Raw genomic sequence first — 22,962 nt, 5'->3', positions numbered from 1 at the left:
TCGCGTATCCCGGCGTGGCGTCGGACCGGCCGACCCCTAGGCTCGGGTTCCGGGGAATGTCGGGGTCGGGACGGTTCCGTACCGCGATTAGAGTGTGTGACCGGGGGAGCCCAGCCATGGGCCGGGGCGTGGAGGGGTACGGCCATCGACGACAACGACAGCAGCGCGGAGCGCGCGGCACCGCCGCCGCCGTCCGGGGCTGGCACGCCCTCCTCCGCCGGCGGCCCGGTCGACCGGACCGGCTACCAGGCACTCCGCTCGGTGCTGCGGATCCGCCCGTTCCGCCGGCTCTGGCTGGTGCTCGGTGCCGCCTCGTTCGGCGACTGGCTCGGCCTGCTGGCCACCTCGGTCTTCGCCTCCAGCCAGGTCACCGGGGACACGGCCAAGGGCCTGGCGTTCGGCGCCGTGATCGCGGTACGCCTGCTGCCGGCCCTGGTCCTCGGCCCGGTCGCCGGAGTGCTCGCCGACCGGTTCGACAGGCGCTACACGATGGTCATCTGCGACCTGCTCAGGTTCGTGCTCTTCGCCTCCATCCCGCTGGCCGCCCTGCTGGACGTCGGCGGCGGCCTGGTGGTCGGCTGGGCGGCGGTCGCCACCTTCCTGATCGAGGCGATCACGCTGATCTGGATCCCGGCCAAGGAGGCCGCGGTCCCGAACCTGATCCCCCGGTCCCGGCTGGAGATGGCTAACCAGCTCACTCTGATCACCACGTACGGGCTGACCCCGGTGCTCGCCGCCGTCAGCATCGCCGTGCTGGACCGGAGCATCCGGGCGGCCGCCGGCGGTCCGCCGCCCGGCTGGGCCGACCCGACCCAGTTGGCGCTCTACTTCAACTCGCTGAGCCGGCTGGCCACCGCGCTGGTGGTGTTCTTCGGCATCCGGGAGATCAGCGGACGCAGCGGTCGCCGGGACAGCGCCGGGCGGGCCGAGCAGAGCGTGCTGCGCCAGTTCGTCGACGGCTGGCGGTTCATCGGCAAGACCCCGTTGGTCCGCGGGCTGGTGCTGGGCATCTTCGGCGCCTTCGCCGGTGGCGGCGTGGTGATCGGTACGGCGAACTTCTTCACCAAGTCGCTGGCCGCCGGTGACGCCGCCTTCTACCTGCTCTTCGGAGCGATCTTCCTCGGCCTGTCGCTCGGCATCGGGCTGGGGCCGATGATCGTCCGGGAGATGTCCCGGCGCCGCTGGTTCGGGGTGAGCATCGTGCTGGCCAGCGCCTCGGTGTTGATGCTGGCCGGCTCCATCCACCTCTCCATGGCGATCCTCGGCGCGGTACTCGTCGGCGCGGGCGCCGGGATGGCCTTCCTGGCCGGCATCACCCTGCTCGGCGGCGAGATCGCCGACGAGGTACGCGGCCGGGTCTTCGCGGTGGTGCAGACCGGGACCCGGCTGGTGCTGATCCTGGCGATCTCGGTCAGCAGCCTGCTGGTCGGCGTCGGCGGCTCCTGGCAGCTGCGCGTCGCCGACCTCGGCATCTCGGTCTCCTCGACCCGCCTGTTGCTGCTGGCCGCCGGGCTGGTCGGCATCTACACCGGGTTCAAGGCGTTCCGCCAGATGGACGACAAGCCGGGCGTACCGGTGCTCTCCGACCTCTGGGGCTCGATCCGGGGCCGTCCGCTCTTCCCGGCCGAGCCGTTCGCCTCGACCGGCGCCTTCGTGGTCTTCGAGGGTGGCGAGGGCGCGGGCAAGTCGACCCAGGTGAACCGGCTGGCCGAGGAGTTGCGCCGGCAGCGGCACGAGGTGGTGGTGACCCGGGAGCCGGGCGCGACCGGGGTCGGGGAGCAGATCCGCAGCCTGGTGCTCGGCCGGACCGGCGGCCCGGACACCATCGCCCCCCGGGCGGAGGCGCTGCTCTACGCCGCCGACCGGGCACACCACGTCGCCACGGTGGTCCGCCCGGCGTTGGCCCGGGGCGCGGTGGTGATCAGCGACCGGTACGTCGACTCGTCGCTGGCCTACCAGGGCGCCGGCCGGACCCTGCCGGTCGAGGAGATCTCCTGGCTCTCCTCCTGGGCCACCGGGGGCCTCAAGCCCGACCTGGTGGTACTGCTCGACATCGAGCCCCGGGCCGGCCTTGGCCGGGTCACCGCCCGGGGTGGTGAGAAGGACGTGGTGGAGACCGAGTCGTTCGACTTCCACGACCGGGTCCGGTACGCCTTCCTCGACCTGGCCGCCGCCGACCCCAAGCGATACCTGGTGCTGGACGCCTCCCGGCCGGTCGACGAACTCGCGGCGGCGGTGGCCGAGCGGGTCGCCGGGATGCTCGCCGACCCGGACCCGGACGGCCGACCCGAGCCGGCCGACCCGCCGGACACCTCGACCCGGCCGGAGTTATCCGAAGCCGAGCGCCAGGCAGCACAGGCGGCACAGCCGGACCCATCCGACGCCGTGGATTCGCGTGCGGCGGGTGGCTTCGAACTCGAACGGCGCCCCTGATGGCCGACGTCTTCGCCGACCTGGTGGGCCAGCCGGAGGCGGTGGACCTGCTCCGCCGGGCCGCCGCCGCGGCGGAGACGATCCGGGCCGCCGCTGTCGAGGGCGCTGCCGCCGGCGACGTTGCCGGCGCCGAAGCGGCTGCCGCCGACAACATTGCCGCTGCTGACACCGCTGCCGCTGCCGGCAGCGCTATGACACACGCCTGGATCTTCACCGGGCCGCCCGGCTCCGGCCGGTCGGTCGCGGCCCGGGCGTTCGCGGCGGCCCTGCAATGCCACCGGGGTACCGGCTGCGGCGAGTGCGCCGGCTGCCACACCACGCTGGCCGGGACGCACGCCGACGTACGGTTCGTGGTGCCGGAGGGGCTCTCCATCGGAGTCGGCGAGATGCGGGCCCTGGTGCTGCGGGCGGCCAGCACGCCGAGCGGGGGGCGCTGGCAGGTACTGGTGATCGAGGACGCGGACCGGCTCACCGAGGCGGCCGGCAACGCGCTGTTGAAGGCGATCGAGGAGCCGCCGCCGCGTACCGTCTTCCTGCTCTGCACCCCCTCGACGCACCCGGACGACATCTCGGTGACCATCCGCTCCCGGTGCCGGGTGGTGGCGCTGCGGCAGCCGCCGGCCGAGGCGGTGGCGACCGTACTCCGGGACCGGGACGGGATCACGCCCGACGTGGCCGCCTGGGCGGCGGCGGCGGCCCAGGGGCACGTCGGCCGGGCCCGCCGGCTGGCCCGGGACCCGGAGGCGCGCAAGCGGCGGGAGGCGGTGCTGGCCCTGCCGCGCAGACTGAGCGGCGTCGGCGCCTGCTTCGACGCCGCCTCCACGCTGATCGAGGCGGCCGAGGCGGAGGCGGCGGCAGCGGTCGCCGAGGCCGACGCCAGCGAACGGGCCGCGCTGGAGACCGCGCTCGGTGCCGGCGGCACCGGGCGCGGTGCGGCCGGCGCGATCCGGGGCGCCGCCGGACAGCTCAAGGACCTCGAACGCCGGCAGAAGTCCCGGGCCACCCGGGCCCAGCGGGACGCGCTGGACCGGGCGCTCGTCGACCTGGCCGGCTTCTACCGGGACGTGCTCACCGTCTCGCTGCGTGCCCCGGTCGAGCCGGTGCACACCGACGTGGCCGGGTTGGCCAGCTCGGCCGCCGGAAAGTGGACCCCCGAGGGCACCCTGCGGAGGCTGGAGGCGGTGCTCGGCTGCCGCACGGCGATCGAGACGAACGTCAAGCCACGGATCGCGGTGGAGGCGATGATGCTCGCCCTCTGGCGGGGCTGACCGCCGGGACGGCTGACACGCGGCCGGCGGGGGAGTTCCGTCCTGATCAGGGAGATCTTGGGGTGAAGGGTTCCCTTCGGGCGGGTCGCCCGGTACGGTTCGGTGCCGTAACGCAGCGAAGGCGGCACATTCGGTGAGCCGACGCGCCGACAGGAGGACCGGCCGGTGACGCGGGAGATCGACCAGTCGTGGGTCGAGGAGGCGATCGAGCGGTACCGGCGCATCGAGGCGCTGCGGGCCGAGTTCGACGAGGCGATCCGGCGCGTCCAGGTCACCGTCCGGTCACCGGACGGCCTGGTCGAGCTGGTCGTCACCGCCGACGGGTCGGTGAGCGACCTACGCTTCGTCGGCGCCCCGCAGGTGCGTACCGGGCCGGACCTGGCCCGCTCGATCCGGGCCGCCATCACCGCCGCCGACGACGCCGCCCGGTGGGCCCGGGAGAAGCTGCACACCGAGACGTTCGGCGGGTACCGCCGGCTGGCGGAGGACTGAGTGGACGGTCTCCGGGACCTCGCCGTCCGGCTGGAGAGCGCGGCCGGCCTCCTCGCCGACCTCGCCCGCCGGCTGCCCTACGCCGGGCCGTCCGGCAGCTCCTTCGGCGCCGACGGGCCGGGACGGCTCGGCGAGGTCGGCGCGACACTGCACCGGCAGTGGACGGCTGCGCTCGACGACCGGTCCCGGGAACTGCTGGCCACGGCGGAGCGGCTGACCGACACCGCCGCCGCGCTGCGGACCGCCGCCATCGGGTACGCCGACGGCGACGTCGAGGCGTACCGGCGGGTGGTCCGGTCGGGTCGTCCGGAGGAGGCGTGATGGACGTACTCGACCAGCTCGCCGAGCCCGCCGTCGCGTTGACCGGGCGGGTCGACGACCTCCTCGCCGCCGCCGGTGCGCCGGACGGGCACCGGATCTGGCCACTGCTGCGCCGGCTCCGGGTGCTGCCCGGGGACGCGGTCCGGGCCGTACTGGAGCTGCGTTCCGAGGCGCTTGCCGGTGCGGGCGAGGTGGGCGGGGAGCTGCGCCGGGCCTACCACGAGACCGGGGCGGTGCTCGCCGACGGCGGTTCGTGGCAGGGCCCGGCCGCCGAGGTCTACGCGGCCCACCGCAGTGGCCTGGCGGAGCACGTCACCGGGCTGACCGGCCGGGTCGACGCCACGACCGGGTACGCCGAGGCGGTCGCCGGTTGGATCGACGAGACCCGGTACGCGCTGGCGCGTACCCTGGCCGACGTCCTCGGTTCGGCGGAGGCCGTCGCCGTGCTGACCGCCCCGCCCTACGCAGCCGGCGTCGAGCCTGGCGGGTTGCCGTCCGCTGGCGGGGTGCCGCCCGGTCCGGCCGCCGCCGAGATCGGCGCCCGGATCCTGGCCACGGTCGACGAGGCGTACGACCGGGCGGAGGCGCTGCCCCGGCGCTGGGCGGCGGAGCTGGACCTCCTCGACCACCGCCTCGCCGACATCCCGACCGTCCGCCCCGACGGCGGACGCCTGGTCCTCTGACGGCGGCCTGCACGGAGCTGACCACCGACCGGTGAGCCTGGCCGGCCGGTCGACGTCGCGGGTTGCATCCGGTACCCAGGTACAGGGTTACCGTCGGAACATGACGGAGAAATCGCTCGTCGAGGAGTCGTGGGTGCCGCGGGCGTGCACCCTGCCGACGGCGGAGCAGCCGGTGCGGCTGGCCGAGTTCGACGACCTGTTCGACTCGGCGGTGCTCGGGGTGCGTCGGGTCGACGGGCTGCGGGTACGGCTCGAACTGCGGCCGGAGCCGGGAACGGCCGGGCGGGTGGCGGAGCTGATGGTCCGGGAGACCGGCTGCTGCTCGTTCTTCACCTTCACCCTCGCCGCGACCAGCGGGCAGCTCGCCCTGGAGGTGGCGGTGCCGGCCGGGCAGGTCGAGGTGTTGGACGCGCTCGCCGCGCGTGCCGGGGCGGGTGGCCGACCGTGAGGTCCGGGCTGCGATCGGGGCAGCTGGCCGAGGCGGCCGGGGTGCACCAGCAGACGCTGCGCTACTACGAGCGGCGGGGCCTGCTGGCCGAGCCGGACCGGACGCTGGGCGGGCACCGGCTCTATCCGCCGGAGACGGTCACCATCGTCCGGGTGATCAAGACGGCTCAGCGGCTCGGGTTCACCCTGGACGAGGTGGCCGAGTTGCTGAGCGTCGACGTCCACCGGCACGGCCGGCGGCCCGAGGCGGGGTTGCGGGCCCGCGCCCAGGCCAAGCTTGCCGAGGTCGAGCGGAAGATCGCCGACCTGTCGGTGATCCGGGAGACGCTGCGCGAGGCGGTCGCCGCCGGCTGCGACGACCTGGTCACCTGCGCGGAGAGCCCGCGCTGCCCGCTGCCGTTCGTCGAGCTGACCAGTCAGGCCGGTTGCTAGTGCTGTGACCGGAAACGTTGGCCGGGTTGGGTGACACGCCGGTCGATGGTCGTGGTGGTGGCTGGTGGAGGGTTCAGGCTGTCGGGATGGCAGAACCTGTCCGGGCTCGTCGGCTCAGTGATGATGAGGGCCGGCGACTACAGCAGATCGTGCGGCGTGGGACCGGGTCTGCGATCCGGTTGCGTCGGGCGATGGTGATCATGGCTTCGGCCAGCGGGAACACCGTCCCGGCAATCGCCCGCTTGGTCCAGGGGGACGAGGACGCGGTCCGTGAGGTGATCCACCGGTTCAACGAAATGGGCCTGGCCTGCCTGGACCCTCGGTGGGCGGGTGGCCGTCCCCGCCGAATCAGTGAGGACGACGAAGCGTTCATCGTCGCGACGGCCAAGACCAGACCGCAAGGGCTCGGCCAGCCGTTCACCCGGTGGAGCCTGCGCAAACTCGCGGACTACCTGGCTCACAACCACGGCCAGCGCCGGGTGCTCGTGGGCCGGGAACGGCTGCGGGAGTTCCTGCACCGCCACGACATCACCTTCCAGCGGACGAAGACGTGGAAGGAGACCAACGACCCGAACGCTGAGGCGAAACTCGCCCGGATCGAGGCGGTGACCACGGCGTTCCCGGACCGGGTCTTCGCCTTCGACGAGTTCGGGCCGTTGACGATCCGGCCACACGCTGGCGCGTCCTGGACCCAGGCCGGGCATCCGGACCGGCTCCCCGGCAACTACCACAAGCTGCACGGGGTCCGGCAGTTCCACGCCTGCTACAGCGTCGGCGACGACACCCTCTGGGGTGTCGTGCGCCGGCGGAAGTCCGCAGCGAACACCCTGGCAGCGCTCAAGAGCATCCGGGCCGCCCGCCCTGACGGCGCGCCGGTCTACGTCATCCTGGACAACCTCTCCGCACATCGCGGCGTCAAGATCCGGCAGTGGGCGGCCCGCAACCGGGTCGAGTTGTGCTTCACCCCGACGTACTCGTCGTGGGCGAACCCGATCGAGGCGCACTTCGGACCGCTGCGGATGTTCGTCGTGGCCGGGTCGAACCACCCCAACCATCCCGTCGCGACCCAAGCCCTGCACAACTACCTGCGCTGGCGCAACGCCAACGCCCGCCACCCCGACGTCCTCGCCGCCCAACGCCGCGAACGAGCCCGGATCCGCTCCGAACGACAACGCCGCTGGGGTCAGACCCCCGCCAAGGCGGCGGCCTGAAACCGGCCAACGTTTCCGGTCACAGCACTAGGGTCCCGGTGGTGACTGTCGCGCGTTCCCTGGTCCTGTTCGTGCTCGCCGCACTTGCCGAGATCGGCGGTGCCTGGCTGATCTGGCAGGGCTGGCGGGAGCACCGTGGCGTGCTCTGGATCGCCGCCGGGATCGTGGCACTGGGCGCGTACGGGTTCGCGGCCTCGTTGCAGCCGGACCCGAACTTCGGCCGGATCCTGGCCGCGTACGGCGGGATCTTCGTCGCCGGTTCCCTGGCCTGGGGCATCGCGGTCGACGGGTTCCGCCCGGACCGCTGGGACGTCACCGGCGCGGTGATCTGCCTGGTCGGCGTCGCCGTGATCATGTACGCGCCGCGCGGCTGACGCCCCTGAGATCGGTGCCGTCGCGGACGAACATGCCCGACGAGCGTGATACCACCCTGCCATCATGATGACCTGGTGGTATCAGCGCGGAAGCGGATGTCCCTCGGCGGCGGTGACTGCCGAGACTTGATCACTCAGCGGAGCTTGTCGTACACCCCTCGTATTCTGCCGCGATGCCGAGTGGAGAGCACGAGTCGCCGATCGCGTTGGCCAGGCTGGACCCGGATCTGGTGACCTGGCTGCTGACGAACCTGTTCGACGTCAAGGTGCCCGACTATCACCACGCCCGAGCGCAGCCCACCGACGTGCGGGTGCTCGTTCCGCGTACCTACCACGCCGACGGAATGCTGCTGTTCTGCGACGCGGCCGACAAACCGGTACTCGCGGTGGTGCTGGAGGTCCAGCGCGGCTGGGACACCGGCAAGCGGTGGACATGGAAGCTCTACGTGGCCCAGCTGGAAGCCGAGCTGACGGTCAACGCCGCGCTGGTGGTCTACTGCCCCGACGCCGCGATCGCCCGGCGCTACCGGGGGATGTTCGAGTTCGAAGGGCTGAGCCTGCCGCTGCGGCCGTTCATCTTCACACCGCGTGACGTGCCGCTGGTAATCGACGTGGACCTGGCCCGAGCCAACCCGGCGCTCGCGGTGTTCTCGACGATCTGCCACGGCGCGGCCGCAGACGTGGACGCCGTGTTCCCGGCCCTGGCGGAGGCGCTGCGAGCGCTCGGTCCCAAGCGGGCGATCTCGTACTATGACATTGTCTTGGCCGGGTTGCCGCAGGCGCCCCGTGCACGCTGGGAGGCTTACATGAGCACCACCGTCGGCTCGGAGTTCCGTAGCGAGCTGCTGCGCGAGGTCGACGCCCACGGCGAGGCCCGGGGCGAGGCCCAAGCAGTGCTGGCCGTCCTGGAGACCCGGGGCGTGCCCGTCCCGGAGGCCGTCCGCGAGCAGGTTCTCGGCTGCACGGATCTCGCGCAACTCGACATCTGGCTGCGCCGCGCCGTCACCGCCGGTACCGCCGAGGAAGTCGTCAGCGCCTGACGATCATGATTTGGCACAGCCTGGGCGGTCCTCGGCCGGCGGTCGGATGGGGCCACCAGGTTCGCGGGGCGTCGGATCCGTCGTAGGGTGGGCGGCATGGGGATGCTGTGCGCGGTCAGTTTCAACCGGTACGGCCGTCTCTACTACCTCGATCCGGGCGACCTGCGGCCGGCGGTCGGCGACCGGGTACTGGTCCCCACCGACGAGGGGACAGAGGTGGCCGAGTGCGTCTGGGCTCCGCAGTGGGTGTCCGAGGACACCAGCGGCTTTCCCCGGCTGGCCGGGCTGGCCGGCGAGGAGGACCTGCGGCGTGACGAGATGCTGCGCAGGCGCAAGGCCGAGGCGAAGGTGGCCGCGAAGCGGCTGATCCGGGAGCACAAGCTGCCGATGAAGGTGGTCGCCGTCGACCACGTCGTCGAGTCGACGGGGAACGGGGGCTCGAACGGGTCCCGCACCACGATCTACTTCACCGCGCCGCACCGGGTCGACTTCCGGTCCCTGGTGCGCGACCTGGGCGCCACCCTGCACTGCCGGGTCGAGCTGCGCCAGCTCTCCGCCCGGGACTCGGCCCGGGTGCAGGGCGGCATCGGGTCCTGCGGGCGGGACCTCTGCTGCGCCACCTTCCTCACCGACTTCGAGCCGGTGACCATCCGGATGGCCAAGGACCAGGAGTTGCCGCTCAACCCGCTGCGCATCTCCGGCGCCTGCGGCCGGCTGATGTGCTGCCTGAAGTACGAGCATCCGCTGTACGCCGAAAGCAGCAACTACCCGAGCCCTGGTCAGCGGGTCGAGACGCCGGACGGCACGGCGAAGGTCGTCTCCCGGCATCCGCCGAGCGAGACGGTGACGGTCCGGCAGCTCTCCGACGGCTCCGTCAACCGCTGTGCCCTGGCCGACGTCTGCGGACCCCGCCGGGCCTACGACTCGCGTCCCGCCACCACCACGGCCGAATAGTGCCGCAGACGCGGTGACCCCCGGGCCGGGGGGAAGGCCGGGGGTCAGCGCGGGCGGTCTCCGCTGCAACGGTTTCCGCCGCCCCGGCACGGCTGGGCCGGCGTGCCGGGGCTGGGTGGGTGATGAGGAGATAGGTCGTCAGCGGCGCCGGGGGACCCAGCAGAGGATCTGGCCGGCGATCAGCGCGGGGTGCGTGTCGGGCATCGCCTGCATGGCCCGGGTGAGGTGCGCGCCGAGGTACATCATCAGTCCCACCCGGTTTCCTCTGAAGCCGATCAGCAGGGCGAGCCGGGCCGGCGCGCAGGGCCAGGGGTCGTCGCAGGTGAGGCAGCGGTACGTCGGCGCGGGGTTGTGCCGGCCGGCCGGGTGGCGGCGTTGGGCGAGCCGGCACATGTGCCGGTACCAGCGCTCCTGCGGCCCGATCACGGCTATCTCCGGCCGGCTCGCTGAGGCTGGCGCGGCCGCTCCCCGTAGCGGCCCCGGTAGGTCTGGGCGGGCGTGAGCGCACCGACCCGACCGATCTGGTGCCGGCCGGACGACGAGTTCCAGAACGGGTCGTTTGTGGCCCGGCTCGGGGCACCGGCAGGCGAGGGCGGGGCGACGGGCGCCGAGCGCACCACCTCGGGTACCGGGGACGAGGCGCGCCCGCCGGCCCTGTCGTCGTGGTCGGTAGTCGCCGGCCGGAGATACGGCGGATGTGGCTCCGGGAGCCGCGTGCGGGTGAGTGATTCCGGGCAGCGCCAGCGGTGGCCGCATCGGCAGTACAGCCAGAGCCGCCGCCAGTCCCGTCGGTGTCGCCTTCGCTTTACCGGTCGCATTTCTGATCACCTCTCGGGCTTTCGTGGAATGACCATTTCTGCCTGTCGTCCACTCTGTACTGCCGGCGCCGGATGCCGGAAGATGCCTGGTGGTAGTGGTGGGCGAGAGATGAGTGGCGAACCCCAGTAGGCCGTAGCTGTGGAGTAATCGGAATGGATGATCTTCGGAAGACAATCCGTCGGGAGCGCAACAGGAAAGGGCTGACGCAGGATCAGGCGGGTGCGGCTGTCAGCGTCTCGGCCTCGTCGATCGGGGCGTTCGAGACCGGTCGCATGGTGCCGATGCCGGACACGGCCAGGGCGCTGGATGCGCTCTTCGAGACCGGCACCGAGATCCAGGAAATGTCCGCCAAGGCCCGGGTCGACGGGGTGGCTCCGTGGCTGCGGCCGTGGACGGACAACGAGCGGCAGGCAACCCTGCTCCGCTGGTTCGAGCACTCGCTGATTCCCGGACTGTTGCAGACCGAGGCGTATGCCCGGATGATCCTCGCCGCCGGGCCGCACCGGCGGGACAAGCTCGACGAGCTGACCGCCGCGCGGATGGCCCGGCAGACGGCCGCGCTCGACCGCGACGATCCGCCGACACTTGTGGCGATCATCGGCGAGGCGGCCCTGCGGCTCGGCGACGGGGCGTTGATGAAGGACCAACTGGAGCACCTGGTCGACGTCGGCCACCGGCCGAACGTGCACATCCGGGTGCTGCCGATGTCGGCCGGCCTGCACGCCGGTCTGGCCGGGGCCTTCGTCATCGCCAGCCTGCCCGGGGCCAACAGTCCCCGGCTCGCCTATCTGGACGACCAGCTACGCGGGCGGACGGTCGCGGACACCGAGGAGGTAGGCGAACTCGACCGGACGTGGGAGAGTTTGAGTGCGCTGGCGCTGCCGTGCGGCCAGTCCCGAGACCTGATCCTGAGGATTGTCGATGAGTACAACTGAGCCGACCTGGCGGAAGTCCAGTCGCAGTAGCTCCAACGGCGGCGCCTGTGTCGAGGTGGCCGAGAACCTGCCGGGCCGCGTACTGGTGCGGGACAGCAAGGACCCCGACGGGCCGGTGCTGACCTTCGGCCCCGGGCAGTGGCGCGGCTTCGTAAACCTGGCGAAGTCCGCCGGCTGACCGGCGGTCGGCCCGCCGAGCGGCTGACCGGCTGCTGTCCCTCCGAGCGGCTGACCGGCTGCTGGCCCGCCGGGCAACCGGCTGTCAGCGGAGTCTGAACGGGGCTTCGGCGAGCCGGTATGTCAGTGGTTGGTCCGGTGCCAGCCAGGCGTCGTCCGGAGCGCCGCCCGGGTCGGCCCGCCAGCGCCGGCAGATCCGGTCGATCGCCACGGGATAGCCGGTGAGGGTGCCGTCGGCGGCGATGTGCAGCCGGAGGAAGCACTTGGCGTCCTCGATGCCCTGGCCGGCGAAGAGTTCGTTGAGGTTCACCCCGAACGAGCCTGCGACAAGCAGATAGAGCGCGGTGAGCTGGCTCGCCACCAGGCCGGCGATCGGCCCGTAGACCACCGCCGCAGCCACCACCGACATCGGCCACGGCCAGGCGTGGAAGAAGAGCTGGAGCCAGAGCCAGGTGCCGGCGGCGGCCAACCCGACGTGCGCGAAGCCGTGGCAGAGCCCGAGAATCCAGTGCCGGGCGTGCCGCTTGCCGGTGGCGCTCGGCGGCTTGGCGAAGAAGACCGCACCGAGCACCGTGACGAGCAGCATCACGGCGAGCGGGATGCTGAACAGCCGTTGCGCCGTCGCCTCGGAGCGCGGGGCGACCACGCCGGCCATCGCCAGCATCAGCAGGATGTGCAGCCCGCCGAGCAGGGTCGAGAAACCCGGGTTGCGCAGCGGCAGCCGACCGAAGATCCCCCAGCCGTACCGCCGGGAACGGGCCGCGTCCGGATAGCGGCCGGCCAGCTCGTACGCCTGGCTGGTGCTGGCCCGGCGGACCAGGGTGTCCTTCGGTGGCACCTCGATCCGGTCCGGCAGCTTGTGGGTGGGGTAGAGGTAGGCACCCCCGCCGCCGCAGGTGACCAGGTCGCGGTCGGGGCCGGTGTAGCGGGCGTAGTGGTGCAGGTCGCCGGAGAGCAGCAGCCGGACCTGGGCGCCGGTCGGCGCGACGATGGTACGGATGAAATAGTCGATCGTGTCGTACTCGTGGGGCTTGTCGACGGCCTTGACCCAGGACGGTTCCGGCACCGCGATGATCACCCGCGACTCGGCGGTGAGCGCCTGCGCCGCCTCCTCGAAATAGCGGAGCTGCGGGTCGTCGAGGTACGCCCCGGACTGGCCGTCGAGCCCGAAGAGCCACCAGCCGGCCGGCAGTTCGACGGCGAAGTAGGAGCGGCTCTGCGGGGTACGCCAGCCGCCGACGTTGTCGTCCCGGGAGCGGACGAAGAGCCGGAGGAATGCGGTGAGGCCGTCGTACCAGTCGTGGTTGCCGGGGACGGCGTAGAGCGCCGGGGGCGGGCCGTCGGTCGGCGGCTGCGGCAGGGCGGCCTGGTAGGGGCCCTTGCACCTGTTCTCGTACGCCTCGCCGCTGGCGGTCGGATAGACCTGGTCGCCGCCCATCAGCAGCATCTGGCCGCGCGGCAGCCGGTGCCCGTCCACCTCCAGGTCACGGCGGCTGAGCAGGTAGGCGACCGAGTAGGTGGCGTTGAACCCGTCCCCGAGGTCGGCCACGAAGTCGAGCCAGAGGTCGCCGTCCGGCCCGACCTGCCGGCTGACGGTGCCGGGCAGCGAGCCCTGCAACTCCCGCTTGTCCAGGTAGGCCCCGAAGAGCAGCGCCAGCAGGGTACGCAGCCCGGTGCTGATCAACAGCAGCGGCGCCAGCCAGGGCACCGGGCGCTGCGGGGTGAAGCCGAGTTCGCGCGGATCGAGGCTGCCGGGGCGGGGAGGGGCCGCCGGCTGCGCCGGAACCGGCGGAGCCTGGTGATCGGTCATCGATGGCAGCCTACTGGGGTACCCTGACGGACCACTGTCCGCCTGCCGACCGTTCCAGCCGCCGCTGTCGCCGCTGGCGCCGCCGGCGGACCGTGCCGGGGTGGGACCGGACGGGGTACCGGGTGATCTTCCTGGGTCGGCCGTCGGGAAACCCCTGCGCCGGGCCGGCGGCCGGTGTCGTACACTTGCCGACATTGCCGCCTTAGCTCAGTCGGTCAGAGCGACGCACTCGTAATGCGTAGGTCGACGGTTCGATTCCGTCAGGCGGCTCAGGGAGAGGCCCTGACCAGCAGAAATGCCGGTCAGGGCCTCATGTTTATCTATGTGGTTTTGAATCGGCCCCCGAACCCCCCAGAAACGCCTGTCGGCGATCAGGTTCGACATGTCGGCGGGACGGCGCCGCTGTCCGTGCAGGGCTAGGTGTACTGCCCAGGGACGTTGGTCAACCTGGTGATGGGTGACCGGTCGCCGATGGCGGTGTGGGGTCGGTGGTGATTGTAGTGGTGTAGCCACGCGGGTAGAGCGTTCCTGCGGGCGTGCTCTGAGGTGTAGAGGCGGGCGAGTGCCCAGCCGTGGGTCATGGTGCGGTGGAAGCGTTCGACCTCGCAGTTTGTTTGTGGCCGGTAGGGGCGGGTCTTCTTCGGGGTGATGCCGAGGTCGGTGCAGGCGTCGCGCCAGGCGTGGGATTTGTGGGCCGAGCCGTTGTTGGACAGGACCCGTTCGACGGTGACACCCCGGGCGGTGAACCAGGCGACGGCGTTGCGGAGCACGTCGACCGCGGTGGGGGCTTTCTCGTCGTCGCGGATCTCGGCGTAGGCGATCCGGGTGTGGTCGTCGACGACGGTGTGCACGAACGCGGTGCCGATGCGGGGTTCGTAGTTGGGGCTGCGGGCTCCGGTGCGGCGGGCGGTGGCCTGGCGGTTGCGGTCGCCCTGGGCGCGGCCGAGGTAGCGCCAGCCGCCGCCGTCGGGGATGTTGCCGTACTTCTTGACGTCGACGTGCACGCCACTGGCGGCGCACGTTCTGCGGGACAGCCAGGTGCCCCGCCGGGAGGCGAAGATCGCGTCGTGCGGGTTGTCGGCGGCGGTGATCTTGCGGGCCATCAGCATCCCGACCGCGAACCGAGGCAGAACAACTGCCCGGTGGCCGGCGTCGGACTTCGTCCACTCCTGCCGGAAGAACCCCTTGCCTTTGACGTAGACGATCGTGCCGCAGATCGTCAGGATCGGGTGTTCGGCGGCGAGGTCCACGTCTTCCCAGCGCAGTGCCAGGATCTCGCCGATGCGGGCGCCGGTGGCGAGCATGAGGTCGACGATGTCGGCCAGATCAGTGGTTGGCCGGGGTCGAGACCGCCGCCGCCGAACTGGCGCCTGAGCAGGTGTGGCCTGGCCAGGCGGCTGATGCGTTGTTGGCCCTCAAGACCGCCGTGGACACCGCCCGTGCTCAGGCGGCTTCCGGGATCGACCTGGATCTGCTGGTCGAGCAGACCGGCTTGTTCCGCCAGGCTGCCCTGGTCGCGGTCAAGGATCACGGGCAGCAGACATCGAAGACCGGCCGGAAACTGACCGCGCTGGGCCGCCGGATGCGCGACCGCATCGACGACTACCTGCGGTTCGCGGTCGACCTGCGGTCCCCGTTCGACAACAACACCGCCGAGCGGCAGATCCGCATGGTCAAGATCCGGCAGAAAGTATCCGGGAGCTTACGCACCCTCGACGGAGCACAGCAATTCGCGCTGATCCGTTCCTACCTCGCCACCGCCACCGCACACGGCCGCAACATCATGCACACCCTCACCGAACTCGCCGCCGGCCGTCCTTGGTTACCCGCCGCCGTAGCCACCACCTGATCAGTCACCAGCGGTTAGCGTTGTGAATTTTCACCGGTTCGGAGTTGGGCCGTCGACATCGGCGTCGATGATGGACTTTCACAGGTCCTGCAGGTACTGGGTCAGCTCCCTGTTGACTGACGCGGTGGCGAGGGGGGATGAAGCCGGGCGTAGAGGAACGGCCCACCGATGCCCTGGGCCGCCGCAGCGGGGAAGTCCACACGATTCGGGGTTACATCAACCCCCAGGGTGTCGGTCGCGTGGAGGCCCTGCTGACGAGACTCTGAAACGAAGTGCGGCTGTGGTATGACATTGCCATGACCAGAGGCCGGCCAGGTGCGTTCGACCTGCCACCTGGGCCAGCTAGGGACCTGATGCTCTTGTTCCGTCGGCTGGCCAGGACCGGCGGGTTCTCCAACACGGCAATCGCTGCCAAGATCGCAATGTCGGCCAGCTATATCGGTGAGGTGCTAAACGGGCGCAAGTGTCCGGCGCCGGGGACTGCGGCCGCGTTGGCCGCTGCCCTGGGCGGGACGCCAACGGATACGACGATCGCCCGACGGTTGGCCGAAAAAGCCCGGGAGTTGCAGCGGTACCAACGGAAGCGGCAGCCTGACGGACCCGAACCGCCACCGGTGGAGGATCTGTGGGACATCTGCGTCGCGTTCGTGCTTGCCCTGGACGAAGCTCACAAGGGACTGCGCGACTGCGCCCGTGAGCCCGGCGCCGGAGATCCGGACCTCGCGGTTCATAAATCCGGACTGTACGCACATCGGGAGAGTCTGCTGATCGCCGGTACTCCCGGCCTGGTCACGGCTGGCGAGGCGGTCTTCCGCGCCCTCGTCGAGATCCGCACGGCGGTCCGGCGGGGGGCCGGTCTCGAGACCGACGCGTACCGCGAGGTCTATGCGCTATTCGCCGATGCGATGTGGAACTTCCGGGCGGCGGTCCGTGCCGCGTTCGGGCAGAAGCCACTGCCCCCGGAGGTGTTCCCGGTTCGCTGACGTTCACTGGGCGAACCTGTGAAGACAATCCTTTCCGCAGCTCCCGGCCCGATCGATCGGCGCGGGTTCGTGTACGGACGCTGACGGTTGCCACCTAACCGGCCATCGGGCTTGGATACCGGTACCCGCGGGCAAGTCGATCGTCCGATTAGGAAGACCGGTCGGCGCGTCATCGGGCGCGCCTCGGCTGTAATCGGTGTTCGGTACTGGTCCCGGCCGAGCGGCAATGACAGTCTCACAAGTCATAGCGAAGGGGGGTGCAGTCGTTGGACGAACTCATCGCAAAGATGGAGAGGTTCGGGCGGTACACGTTCAAACCTTTGGGGCAGCAGGATGATCCGAATGAGATATGGCGTGACCTGATCGGTCCGCTCTTTCCGATCGCTCAGGCGGATCCGGACGCATTCGTCACCCGGCTTACACGGGCCGTCTCCTCGGCTGAGGGCTGGGCCGTCTACGGAGCGACACACGCAGTCATCGAGCTCCTTGGCGGCGATTTCCGGCACCCGGCAGCCGACGAGCTGATGCACCGGTCATTGCAGTTCCTGCGCTCCCGGGGCGTACCTGAACTGCACCTCAACGGGTACGAGCGCGAATTCTGGGCCCGGCATCACGGCCGTACCGAGCCGTGGCTGGTCGGTCGGCCGCGGCCGACGCTGCAGCAGGCGCCGATCACCGAACCGAGAGTGGGTGAACATCGTCTATTGGCGCACATTGTCCCGGAGCCCGACTCTAATCTGGTCGTGCTGTGCCGCGGCGGTGATGGTTACTTGGCGGTGATCGACGCGAAGTACAGCGACGACGACCCTAGCCGCGCGTGTCGCGATTGGAAGACGGCGCGAAGGCTCGACGATCTCTACTGGGACATCGGTACCGCTTTTCAAATTCCGACATTTTGGTGCGACACTGAGCTCGCGCCTTACTTTCCGTTGCCTCCGTCGCGGCTCTACTGAACAAACCGTGTCTCCGATCCTCAAAATTTGCAGCATCAGGCATGCCATCCTTGTTGATCAATTGATCGGGCGAAAGCGACGGTCGCGGGTCGCCTGTCGCCGGGTCTGCGGATAGTTGGGAGTAGAAGGTGGGCGAGAAGATAGCACGCATCAGTACCAGCTTGACGATCAAACAATGCGCAGGAGTTTTTGAGTCTGCACCGCGAGCACTGATGAGCGGAGCGGCGAAGTTGCAGGGAATCATTGCGCGTGTATCCGGTGGGGTATATACCGCAGACTTTTTCACGCCTAGGGATGAAGGTCCTTTTTCGGCGCTCGACGAAGATCCGCCAGCGTTCACCGTGGGGACATTCATACGGAACGGCGCAAGCGCACCGAACCCCACCGCAGTGCATATGTACGTATGGGATCGAGGTGCACGGCGCGAGGTCGTCGTGGTGGCGATGCATGGTTTCGTGACCGGCGCCGTCCATGCCCGCAAGATCGTGGCGGGGGTGGCTGACATGTTGAAGCAGCAGGATTCTCAAGCCCGGGTCGTCTTCGACGCCTGAGGGGGCGTCGACACTGATCGCGGACCCGATGAAATCAGGAGGAAATCGTGGCGTGTGCCTGCGAAAAAGACCGTGGCAAGGGTAACAAGTGTGCGCATTGCAAGGAGGCGATCTTCCACAGGATTCCGCCGGAGCGTCACCGGTGCTCCTCATTCGGTAAGTGCTCCTGAGCCACCGTCGATCTGCCGGGCGTGACCAGTGACCTGCTCAGCTCGCCATGGCGCGCGAGATGGCGGTCATCCGGCGCGCAACGACCGTGGGAAGGGCCCAGGGCTGCGGGGTACGGGGTACGGGGGGGATCCCGTTCCCCGCAACGTCATCGCGGATCCGTAGCCGGTTCTGCCGTCTGGATGCTCGGGTGGCAGGTGTGGCGAGTGCTCCGCGGCCGAGGCCCTAGTCGGGATGCGGGAGTTGATGCTTACCACCTGGGCGGTGTACCGCGCGCTGTCGGCCCCGGCCGACCCTGCCGAGGCGCTCCTGCGGCTGGAGTCGCTGCACCCAGACGACGGCTGCGCTGGTCACCCGAGTGAACCGGGTGACCAGCGCAGCAAGCCGTCAGGCCGTCAGGCCGGCGGCCGCTTCGACGATCGCCGCGGCGGTGCGCTGCCAGGTCAGCTCGGGGGCGAGCCGGTGCCGGACCTCATCGGCGTGCCGCAGCGCGGCCTCCGGATCGGCCACGACCCGCGCGATGGCCGCGCTCCAGACCCGTACATCGGTGTGCGGCTCATCGACGATCTCGACAACCATCGGCTCGGCGAGCCGGCCCAGCCGCTCCCGCAGCAGCTCTGCGGCACCGCTCTTCGAACTGACCAGCACCGGCGTACCGGCCGCGATGGCATCCAAGCAGACGAGCCCGAACCCTTCGACCCGTGATGGCATGACGCAGACCAACGACCGCAGGAGATCCCGGCGCACCTCGTCTGGGTCGACCGTGAACGGCCGCACATCGATCCGCTCCCGGGCCATCCCGGAAAGCACGACCAGGGTGTGGTGCAGGGAGTCGCACTCGCCGGGTGGGGCTCCGCGCACCAGCAGCCCGAGCGTTCCGGCGTCGGCGCCGGGCACGGCCGCAATCGACCGGGCTGCGATGTCGAGTCCCTTCAGCTCAAGATCGCTGGTGCGGCCCAGCATGAGAACCTGCTTCTTCGCCGGCGCGCGACGGGTGCCCGGCCACAGCGGCCCGAGTCCGGGGTCGAGGCGCACCACCCGGCTCGGACCGGACCCGTCCTCGAGCAGGTCCTCGGTGTATCGCTGGAGGCGGGGACCGACCGCGCCGACCACGTTCGCGCCGGCTGTGACCCGCCTGGTGATCCGTTCTCGCTGCTCGGCCCGCTCTGTGGCGGCTAGGGCGCCCTTGAACCGCTCGATCTCGGCGGGGGCCGTGTGCACGATGTGGACCAGCGATGCACTTGGGTGGTACAGGTGCTTGTGCACCCAGGCGGACGGCCCGGTGAAGCGGTCGTGCCCCAGTAGGATTCCCGGTCGGAACAGGCGCGCCGCCGGCGAGTCGAGCACCATGGAGGGACCGGCCGGGGTGCGCTCTGCGGCGTACAGCTCCACGCCGTGCGCCGCGGCGTCCTCGACGTCCTCGCTCGTGGGGGCCTCGACCAGGCACGCGACGCGGTACCCGTCGGCTGCGAACGCGGCGAGCAGGTGCCGGTTCATGGCCGGGATACCGCCTTTCGAGGCCGGCCAGGCGCAGTTCAACGCCAGGACGGCAGGCTTTTCAACAGAGGTCTTCACGTTCGCTCCTCGTTACGGTGTTGGCCTCACGCACGAGAAGCTTCGGACCGATCGGGCCGGGTTTGGACAAACTCTAAAACGGAAGCCCTGCCGCAGGGCGTTTACGCAGTTCACGAGCTTGTCGTCGGTTGGGCGACGCTGAATTGGAGGACTAACAGTGGCGGAAGCCGAACGCCAGGAGCTGGGTCGTCGCCTCGCCGGCCTCCGCGGCCCGGCCGCTCTGCAACAGAAGGATGTCGCCGCAGCGGTTGGCCGGAGCGTGGCGTGGGTGTCCACCGTCGAGGCGGGCAAGTGGAAACGGATCATCGATCGCGACCTGATCGAGCTCTGGCTCGATCGCTGTCTGGAAGACCGTCCTCAGGCGATCCGGGACGCGACCAGGACCGAGATCCTGGCGTTGTACTCAGCGCTGGCCAAGATCAGCGAGATCATCCCGGTCCCGCACGAGCCTCCGCCGGTGAACCGGTTACGCCGTGACCTGCCCACCTTCACTGGAAGGGCCGACGAGCTGGCCCACGTTCGGGACGCGGTCGAGCAGGCCAGGGCGGCGGGCACGGTCATCGCCGTGCACGCCGTCGACGGCAAGCCGGGCGTCGGCAAGACCACCTTCGCAAACCACGCGGCACGCCGACTGTTGCCCCGCTTCCCCGGCAGTCAGCTCTTCATCGATCTGCACGGCCACACGCGGGACCATCCGCCGCTCAGTTCCTTCGACGCTCTGGCCGATCTGCTCAACGCGGTCGGTGTCCCGGCCAAGCTGGTGCCAGCGACACTGGACGGCCGGTCCGCGCTGTGGCGGCAGCGCATGGCCGACCAGCGGGCACTGCTCGTCCTCGATAACGCGGCCGACGCCGACCAGGTCAAGCCCTTGTTGCCGGGATCACCCCAGTCCCTGGTCCTGGTCACGAGCCGCCGCCGGCTGGTCGATCTCGACGCCACCACGATCGCTCTGGACGTCCTGTCGCCCGAGGAGGCGGCCGCGCTGTTCCATAAGGTGGTCGAGCGGGCCCTGCCGACCGGCAGTCCGGTTGACGAGGTGGTCCAGCTCTGCGGTTACCTGCCGATGGCGATCGCTCTGGCCGGCGCGAAGATGCGCAACCGGCGCGCGCTCATGGTCGAGGAGCTGGCGAGACAGCTGCGCGAGAAACGGCAACGATTATCGGTCCTCAAAGTCCGCAACCAGGAGGTCGCGGCTGCCTTCAGTCTCTCGTACGAGACGCTGGAGGCCCCCGACCAGCGATTTTTTCGCACCTTGGGCCTGCACCCGGGGCTGGACATCGACGGGTACGCCGCAGCCGCGCTCAGCGGCGACGACCTGAAGGCCAGCGTCACGCGCCTCGAGTCACTCCTGCACGACAACCTCGTGGACGAGTACGTGTACGGCCGGTTCGAACTGCACGACCTGATCCGCGACTTTCTCCACGAGCTACGTCAGGACGACACGAGGCGAGATCGGGAGGCCGCCCTGAACCGGCTCTTCGACTATTACCAGGACGTCGCTGATGCGGCCGACCGGCGTCTGGCCGGGGCGTCCGCATCGGTCGGCGCACCGGTCTTTCCCGGGGCCAAGCCACCGATAGAAGACCGCCGCGCGGCCATCGCCTGGTTCGCCGCCGATCGCGCAAACATCATCGCCTGCCTGGACGAGCTGGCGGAGCAGGCGGCCCGGCTGGTGCGCCTCACCGGGACGCTGTCCCGCCACCTGAGGCGTACGGGGCCATGGGATCTCGCCATCCGGCTGCAGCAGCGAGCCCTCATGGCGGCCCGGAAGCTGGGTGACACCTCAGCCGCCGAACGAGCCGCGCTCGAGCTGGCTAACGCGCAGCGCAACCACGGCGACTACAGGTCCGCGACGGCCATCCTGGAGACGTTGCCGGAGACCCCGGCCACCTTGCTCGAGCGAGGCACCGTACGCATGCTGACCGGCGACTACACCGGGTCGGCCGAGAGCTTCCGTGCCGCACTGAGCTGCAGTGAGGCCACGGGTGATCTGCGCGGCGTTGCCGCGGCGCTGCTCGACCTGGGCACGCTGTACTACGTCGTGGACGAGTACGACGACGCGGTTGAGCTGCTGGCTCAAGCGCGGGCGCAATACGAGCAGCTGAACGACGACTTCGGGCTGGCCCAGTCGCTCAAGAACCTCGGCAACACCTTCTACTTCCTGGACCGGTACCCGGAGGCGACAGAGACGCTCGGCCAAGCGGTGCAACTCGCCGAGGAGCTGGATCTGCCGCTGCTCCGGGCCCAGGCGACGACGAAGCTCGGCAGTGTGCTTCGGCTCCAGGGCGACCACGTCGCCGCCATCGAAAAGCTGGACGCCGCGCGCGAGCTGGCGCGGCAGCTGGCCGATCGTTCGATGGAGGCCGAGAACCTCATCGACACCGGAGCGGCCCATCGTGAGCTCGGCCGACACGACGAGGCTGAGGCGGCGTTCACCCGATCCGTCGGGCTGTACGAGGAGATCGGCGAGGACCTCGGGAAGGCATGCGTACTGAAAGAGTTCAGCGACCTGCTCGTGGCGACCGGCCGGCTGCGGGACGCGCGTAGCCGTCTCGCCGAGGCACGCGACGTCTATGCGGCGTTGCCGGACCGCCTGGGCCTGTCCGCGGTCGATAACTCCCTCGGCCGCCTAGAGCTGGCCGTCGGCGACGCGGCAGCTTCGGCGGCAGCACACCGGTCAGCGCTCGCATTTGCTCGCGAGATCGGCAACCCGCTGGAAGAAGCTGAAGCGCTCCTCGGCCTGGCCCACGCCCTCGCTACGGCCGGCGACTCCGGGCCAGCCCGCGCCGCCGCGGAGCAGGCCCGCACGATCCTGACGCGCATCGGCGCGGCCGGCGTGGACCGGGTGGCGGCTGTGTTGGAAAACCTCTGATCGCGACTGCGACTCCCAGCCGGCAGGGGCTCACGCATCACAGTCGGCTCCGGACGCGTCTGCGTCCGGGGCCGACTGTGATGGTCAGAGGCTGAACACTGCCTCAACGACCAGGCGTCGATCAGCGACGTTGCGTTGTTGCAGTTCTGTGACGCGCCCCGGCGGGGTGCCAACCCGCGCCAGCCCGGCGATAGCGATGCGCCGCGCCTGGTGTCGGCCCCCCGTTTACCCCGCAAACCCCTGCCAACGGTTGACCAGTGGCGACAAGTGATGATCACCTTGCCTGGTCGTTTGCGCAGCTCAGCGTCAAGTACTGACAGTCGATGACGACGCCAAGATCACAGAGTTCGAGGAGCGTAGGTCGACGGTTCGATTCCGTCAGGCGGCTCCAAGGAAGGCCCTGACCGGCAGATTCGCTGGTCGGGGCCCTATTTCTATCGATGTAGTTTTGAATCGCCCCCCGAAGACCACCAGCACGGAGGCTTTGCGGGGCTGCACGAGCTGAGCGTCGGTGGCGGGGCTGATCCGGCGCCGAAGCCGTCGCGGCGGGTCTTCGGCCAGGAGCGCGAACGCGCTTGACATGGCGTCGGTGCGCCAGTCTCCTAGATATGATTG

The 22,962-nt window shown here is 70.3% G+C and carries 21 protein-coding genes, 1 tRNA gene and 2 pseudogenes; 19 read left to right on the top strand and 5 right to left on the bottom strand.

The window, feature by feature from the left end; translation table 11 throughout:
- The first annotated feature begins 297 nt into the window (after nucleotides 1-297).
- From tmk to ACN28A_RS11245, 11 genes are all read left to right on the top strand, one after another.
- A complete protein-coding gene (gene tmk, locus ACN28A_RS11295) occupies nucleotides 298-2,433 on the top strand; it encodes a dTMP kinase (protein ID WP_421404300.1) in 2,136 nt (711 codons plus the stop codon).
- Nucleotides 2,433-3,701, top strand: coding sequence for a DNA polymerase III subunit delta' (locus tag ACN28A_RS11290; RefSeq protein ID WP_421394807.1), 1,269 nt, complete (start codon nucleotides 2,433-2,435; stop codon nucleotides 3,699-3,701). The genes tmk and ACN28A_RS11290 overlap by 1 nt, the downstream gene beginning before the upstream one ends.
- A 165-nt stretch (nucleotides 3,702-3,866) precedes the next feature.
- The gene (locus ACN28A_RS11285) at nucleotides 3,867-4,193 is read left to right on the top strand and encodes a YbaB/EbfC family nucleoid-associated protein (RefSeq protein ID WP_421394805.1); all 327 of its coding nucleotides are present in this window, start codon (nucleotides 3,867-3,869) and stop codon (nucleotides 4,191-4,193) included.
- On the top strand, nucleotides 4,194-4,514 hold the full coding sequence (locus ACN28A_RS11280; RefSeq protein ID WP_421394802.1) for a hypothetical protein: 321 nt from the start codon (nucleotides 4,194-4,196) through the stop codon (nucleotides 4,512-4,514).
- Nucleotides 4,514-5,197, top strand: a complete 684-nt coding sequence (locus ACN28A_RS11275) for a hypothetical protein (protein WP_421394800.1) — start codon at nucleotides 4,514-4,516, stop codon at nucleotides 5,195-5,197. The genes ACN28A_RS11280 and ACN28A_RS11275 overlap by 1 nt, the downstream gene beginning before the upstream one ends.
- 100 nt (nucleotides 5,198-5,297) lie before the next feature.
- Nucleotides 5,298-5,645, top strand: coding sequence for a hypothetical protein (locus ACN28A_RS11270; protein WP_421394798.1), 348 nt, complete (start codon nucleotides 5,298-5,300; stop codon nucleotides 5,643-5,645).
- Nucleotides 5,642-6,076, top strand: a complete 435-nt coding sequence (locus ACN28A_RS11265; protein ID WP_421394797.1) for a MerR family transcriptional regulator — start codon at nucleotides 5,642-5,644, stop codon at nucleotides 6,074-6,076. The genes ACN28A_RS11270 and ACN28A_RS11265 overlap by 4 nt, the downstream gene beginning before the upstream one ends.
- An 86-nt stretch (nucleotides 6,077-6,162) precedes the next feature.
- Nucleotides 6,163-7,287 (top strand): IS630 family transposase, encoded by a 1,125-nt coding sequence (locus ACN28A_RS11260; protein WP_421393574.1) that lies wholly within the window; start codon nucleotides 6,163-6,165, stop codon nucleotides 7,285-7,287.
- Between the two features lie 41 nt (nucleotides 7,288-7,328).
- The gene (locus ACN28A_RS11255) at nucleotides 7,329-7,661 is read left to right on the top strand and encodes a YnfA family protein (RefSeq protein ID WP_421394796.1); all 333 of its coding nucleotides are present in this window, start codon (nucleotides 7,329-7,331) and stop codon (nucleotides 7,659-7,661) included.
- Between the two features lie 173 nt (nucleotides 7,662-7,834).
- The gene (locus ACN28A_RS11250; RefSeq protein ID WP_421394795.1) at nucleotides 7,835-8,701 is read left to right on the top strand and encodes a hypothetical protein; all 867 of its coding nucleotides are present in this window, start codon (nucleotides 7,835-7,837) and stop codon (nucleotides 8,699-8,701) included.
- Nucleotides 8,702-8,797: 96 nt separating this feature from the next.
- Entirely contained in the window at nucleotides 8,798-9,655 is an 858-nt protein-coding gene (locus ACN28A_RS11245; RefSeq protein WP_421394794.1) for a PSP1 domain-containing protein, read from the top strand.
- 138 nt (nucleotides 9,656-9,793) lie between these two features.
- Here ACN28A_RS11245 and ACN28A_RS11240 read toward each other — a convergent pair whose 3' ends face one another.
- Nucleotides 9,794-10,081, bottom strand: a complete 288-nt coding sequence (locus ACN28A_RS11240; RefSeq protein ID WP_421394793.1) for a hypothetical protein — start codon at nucleotides 10,079-10,081, stop codon at nucleotides 9,794-9,796.
- A gap of 545 nt (nucleotides 10,082-10,626) precedes the next feature.
- Between ACN28A_RS11240 and ACN28A_RS11235 the strand changes: the two genes are divergently transcribed.
- Nucleotides 10,627-11,409 carry a helix-turn-helix domain-containing protein gene (locus ACN28A_RS11235; RefSeq protein ID WP_421394791.1) on the top strand — a complete coding sequence of 261 codons (783 nt, stop codon included), beginning with the start codon at nucleotides 10,627-10,629 and terminating at the stop codon, nucleotides 11,407-11,409.
- On the top strand, nucleotides 11,396-11,587 hold the full coding sequence (locus ACN28A_RS11230) for a DUF397 domain-containing protein (RefSeq protein ID WP_421394789.1): 192 nt from the start codon (nucleotides 11,396-11,398) through the stop codon (nucleotides 11,585-11,587). The genes ACN28A_RS11235 and ACN28A_RS11230 overlap by 14 nt, the downstream gene beginning before the upstream one ends.
- A gap of 84 nt (nucleotides 11,588-11,671) precedes the next feature.
- Here ACN28A_RS11230 and ACN28A_RS11225 read toward each other — a convergent pair whose 3' ends face one another.
- Nucleotides 11,672-13,396: a metallophosphoesterase family protein gene (locus tag ACN28A_RS11225; protein WP_421394787.1), complete on the bottom strand. Its 1,725-nt coding sequence runs from the start codon at nucleotides 13,394-13,396 to the stop codon at nucleotides 11,672-11,674.
- 196 nt (nucleotides 13,397-13,592) lie between these two features.
- Here ACN28A_RS11225 and ACN28A_RS11220 point away from each other — a divergent pair.
- Nucleotides 13,593-13,666: transfer RNA gene (locus ACN28A_RS11220), tRNA-Thr, on the top strand.
- 146 nt (nucleotides 13,667-13,812) lie between these two features.
- Here ACN28A_RS11220 and ACN28A_RS11215 read toward each other — a convergent pair.
- Nucleotides 13,813-14,400, bottom strand: a pseudogene (locus ACN28A_RS11215) (integrase core domain-containing protein); the annotation flags it as partial.
- Nucleotides 14,390-14,739 (bottom strand): annotated as a pseudogene (locus tag ACN28A_RS11210) (tyrosine-type recombinase/integrase); the annotation flags it as partial. The pseudogenes ACN28A_RS11215 and ACN28A_RS11210, both read right to left, overlap by 11 nt.
- A gap of 35 nt (nucleotides 14,740-14,774) precedes the next feature.
- On the opposite strand from ACN28A_RS11210, the gene ACN28A_RS11205 reads away from it, so the two are divergent.
- The 4 genes from ACN28A_RS11205 (at nucleotide 14,775) to ACN28A_RS11190 (ending at nucleotide 17,732) form a co-directional block, all read left to right on the top strand.
- Nucleotides 14,775-15,245 carry an IS66 family transposase gene (locus ACN28A_RS11205; RefSeq protein WP_421404298.1) on the top strand — a complete coding sequence of 157 codons (471 nt, stop codon included), beginning with the start codon at nucleotides 14,775-14,777 and terminating at the stop codon, nucleotides 15,243-15,245.
- Nucleotides 15,246-15,598: 353 nt separating this feature from the next.
- On the top strand, nucleotides 15,599-16,228 hold the full coding sequence (locus ACN28A_RS11200) for a helix-turn-helix domain-containing protein (RefSeq protein WP_421394785.1): 630 nt from the start codon (nucleotides 15,599-15,601) through the stop codon (nucleotides 16,226-16,228).
- A 266-nt stretch (nucleotides 16,229-16,494) separates the two neighbouring features.
- Nucleotides 16,495-17,181, top strand: a complete 687-nt coding sequence (locus ACN28A_RS11195) for a hypothetical protein (RefSeq protein ID WP_421394782.1) — start codon at nucleotides 16,495-16,497, stop codon at nucleotides 17,179-17,181.
- 128 nt (nucleotides 17,182-17,309) lie between these two features.
- Nucleotides 17,310-17,732 (top strand): hypothetical protein, encoded by a 423-nt coding sequence (locus ACN28A_RS11190; RefSeq protein ID WP_421394781.1) that lies wholly within the window; start codon nucleotides 17,310-17,312, stop codon nucleotides 17,730-17,732.
- Nucleotides 17,733-18,287: 555 nt separating this feature from the next.
- Here ACN28A_RS11190 and ACN28A_RS11185 read toward each other — a convergent pair.
- A complete protein-coding gene (locus ACN28A_RS11185; RefSeq protein ID WP_421394780.1) occupies nucleotides 18,288-19,475 on the bottom strand; it encodes a glycosyltransferase family 4 protein in 1,188 nt (395 codons plus the stop codon).
- Nucleotides 19,476-19,632: 157 nt separating this feature from the next.
- Here ACN28A_RS11185 and ACN28A_RS11180 point away from each other — a divergent pair, with 157 nt between their 5' ends.
- A complete protein-coding gene (locus ACN28A_RS11180; protein WP_421394779.1) occupies nucleotides 19,633-22,347 on the top strand; it encodes an ATP-binding protein in 2,715 nt (904 codons plus the stop codon).
- Nucleotides 22,348-22,962: the final 615 nt, after the last annotated feature.

Origin of the sequence: Plantactinospora sp. WMMB782 (assembly GCF_049179135.1) — a bacterium.
Classification (GTDB): Bacteria; Actinomycetota; Actinomycetes; order Mycobacteriales; family Micromonosporaceae; genus Plantactinospora.
The sequence above is the reverse complement of the archived record's forward strand: the minus strand, read 5'-3'. Positions and strand labels throughout refer to the sequence as shown.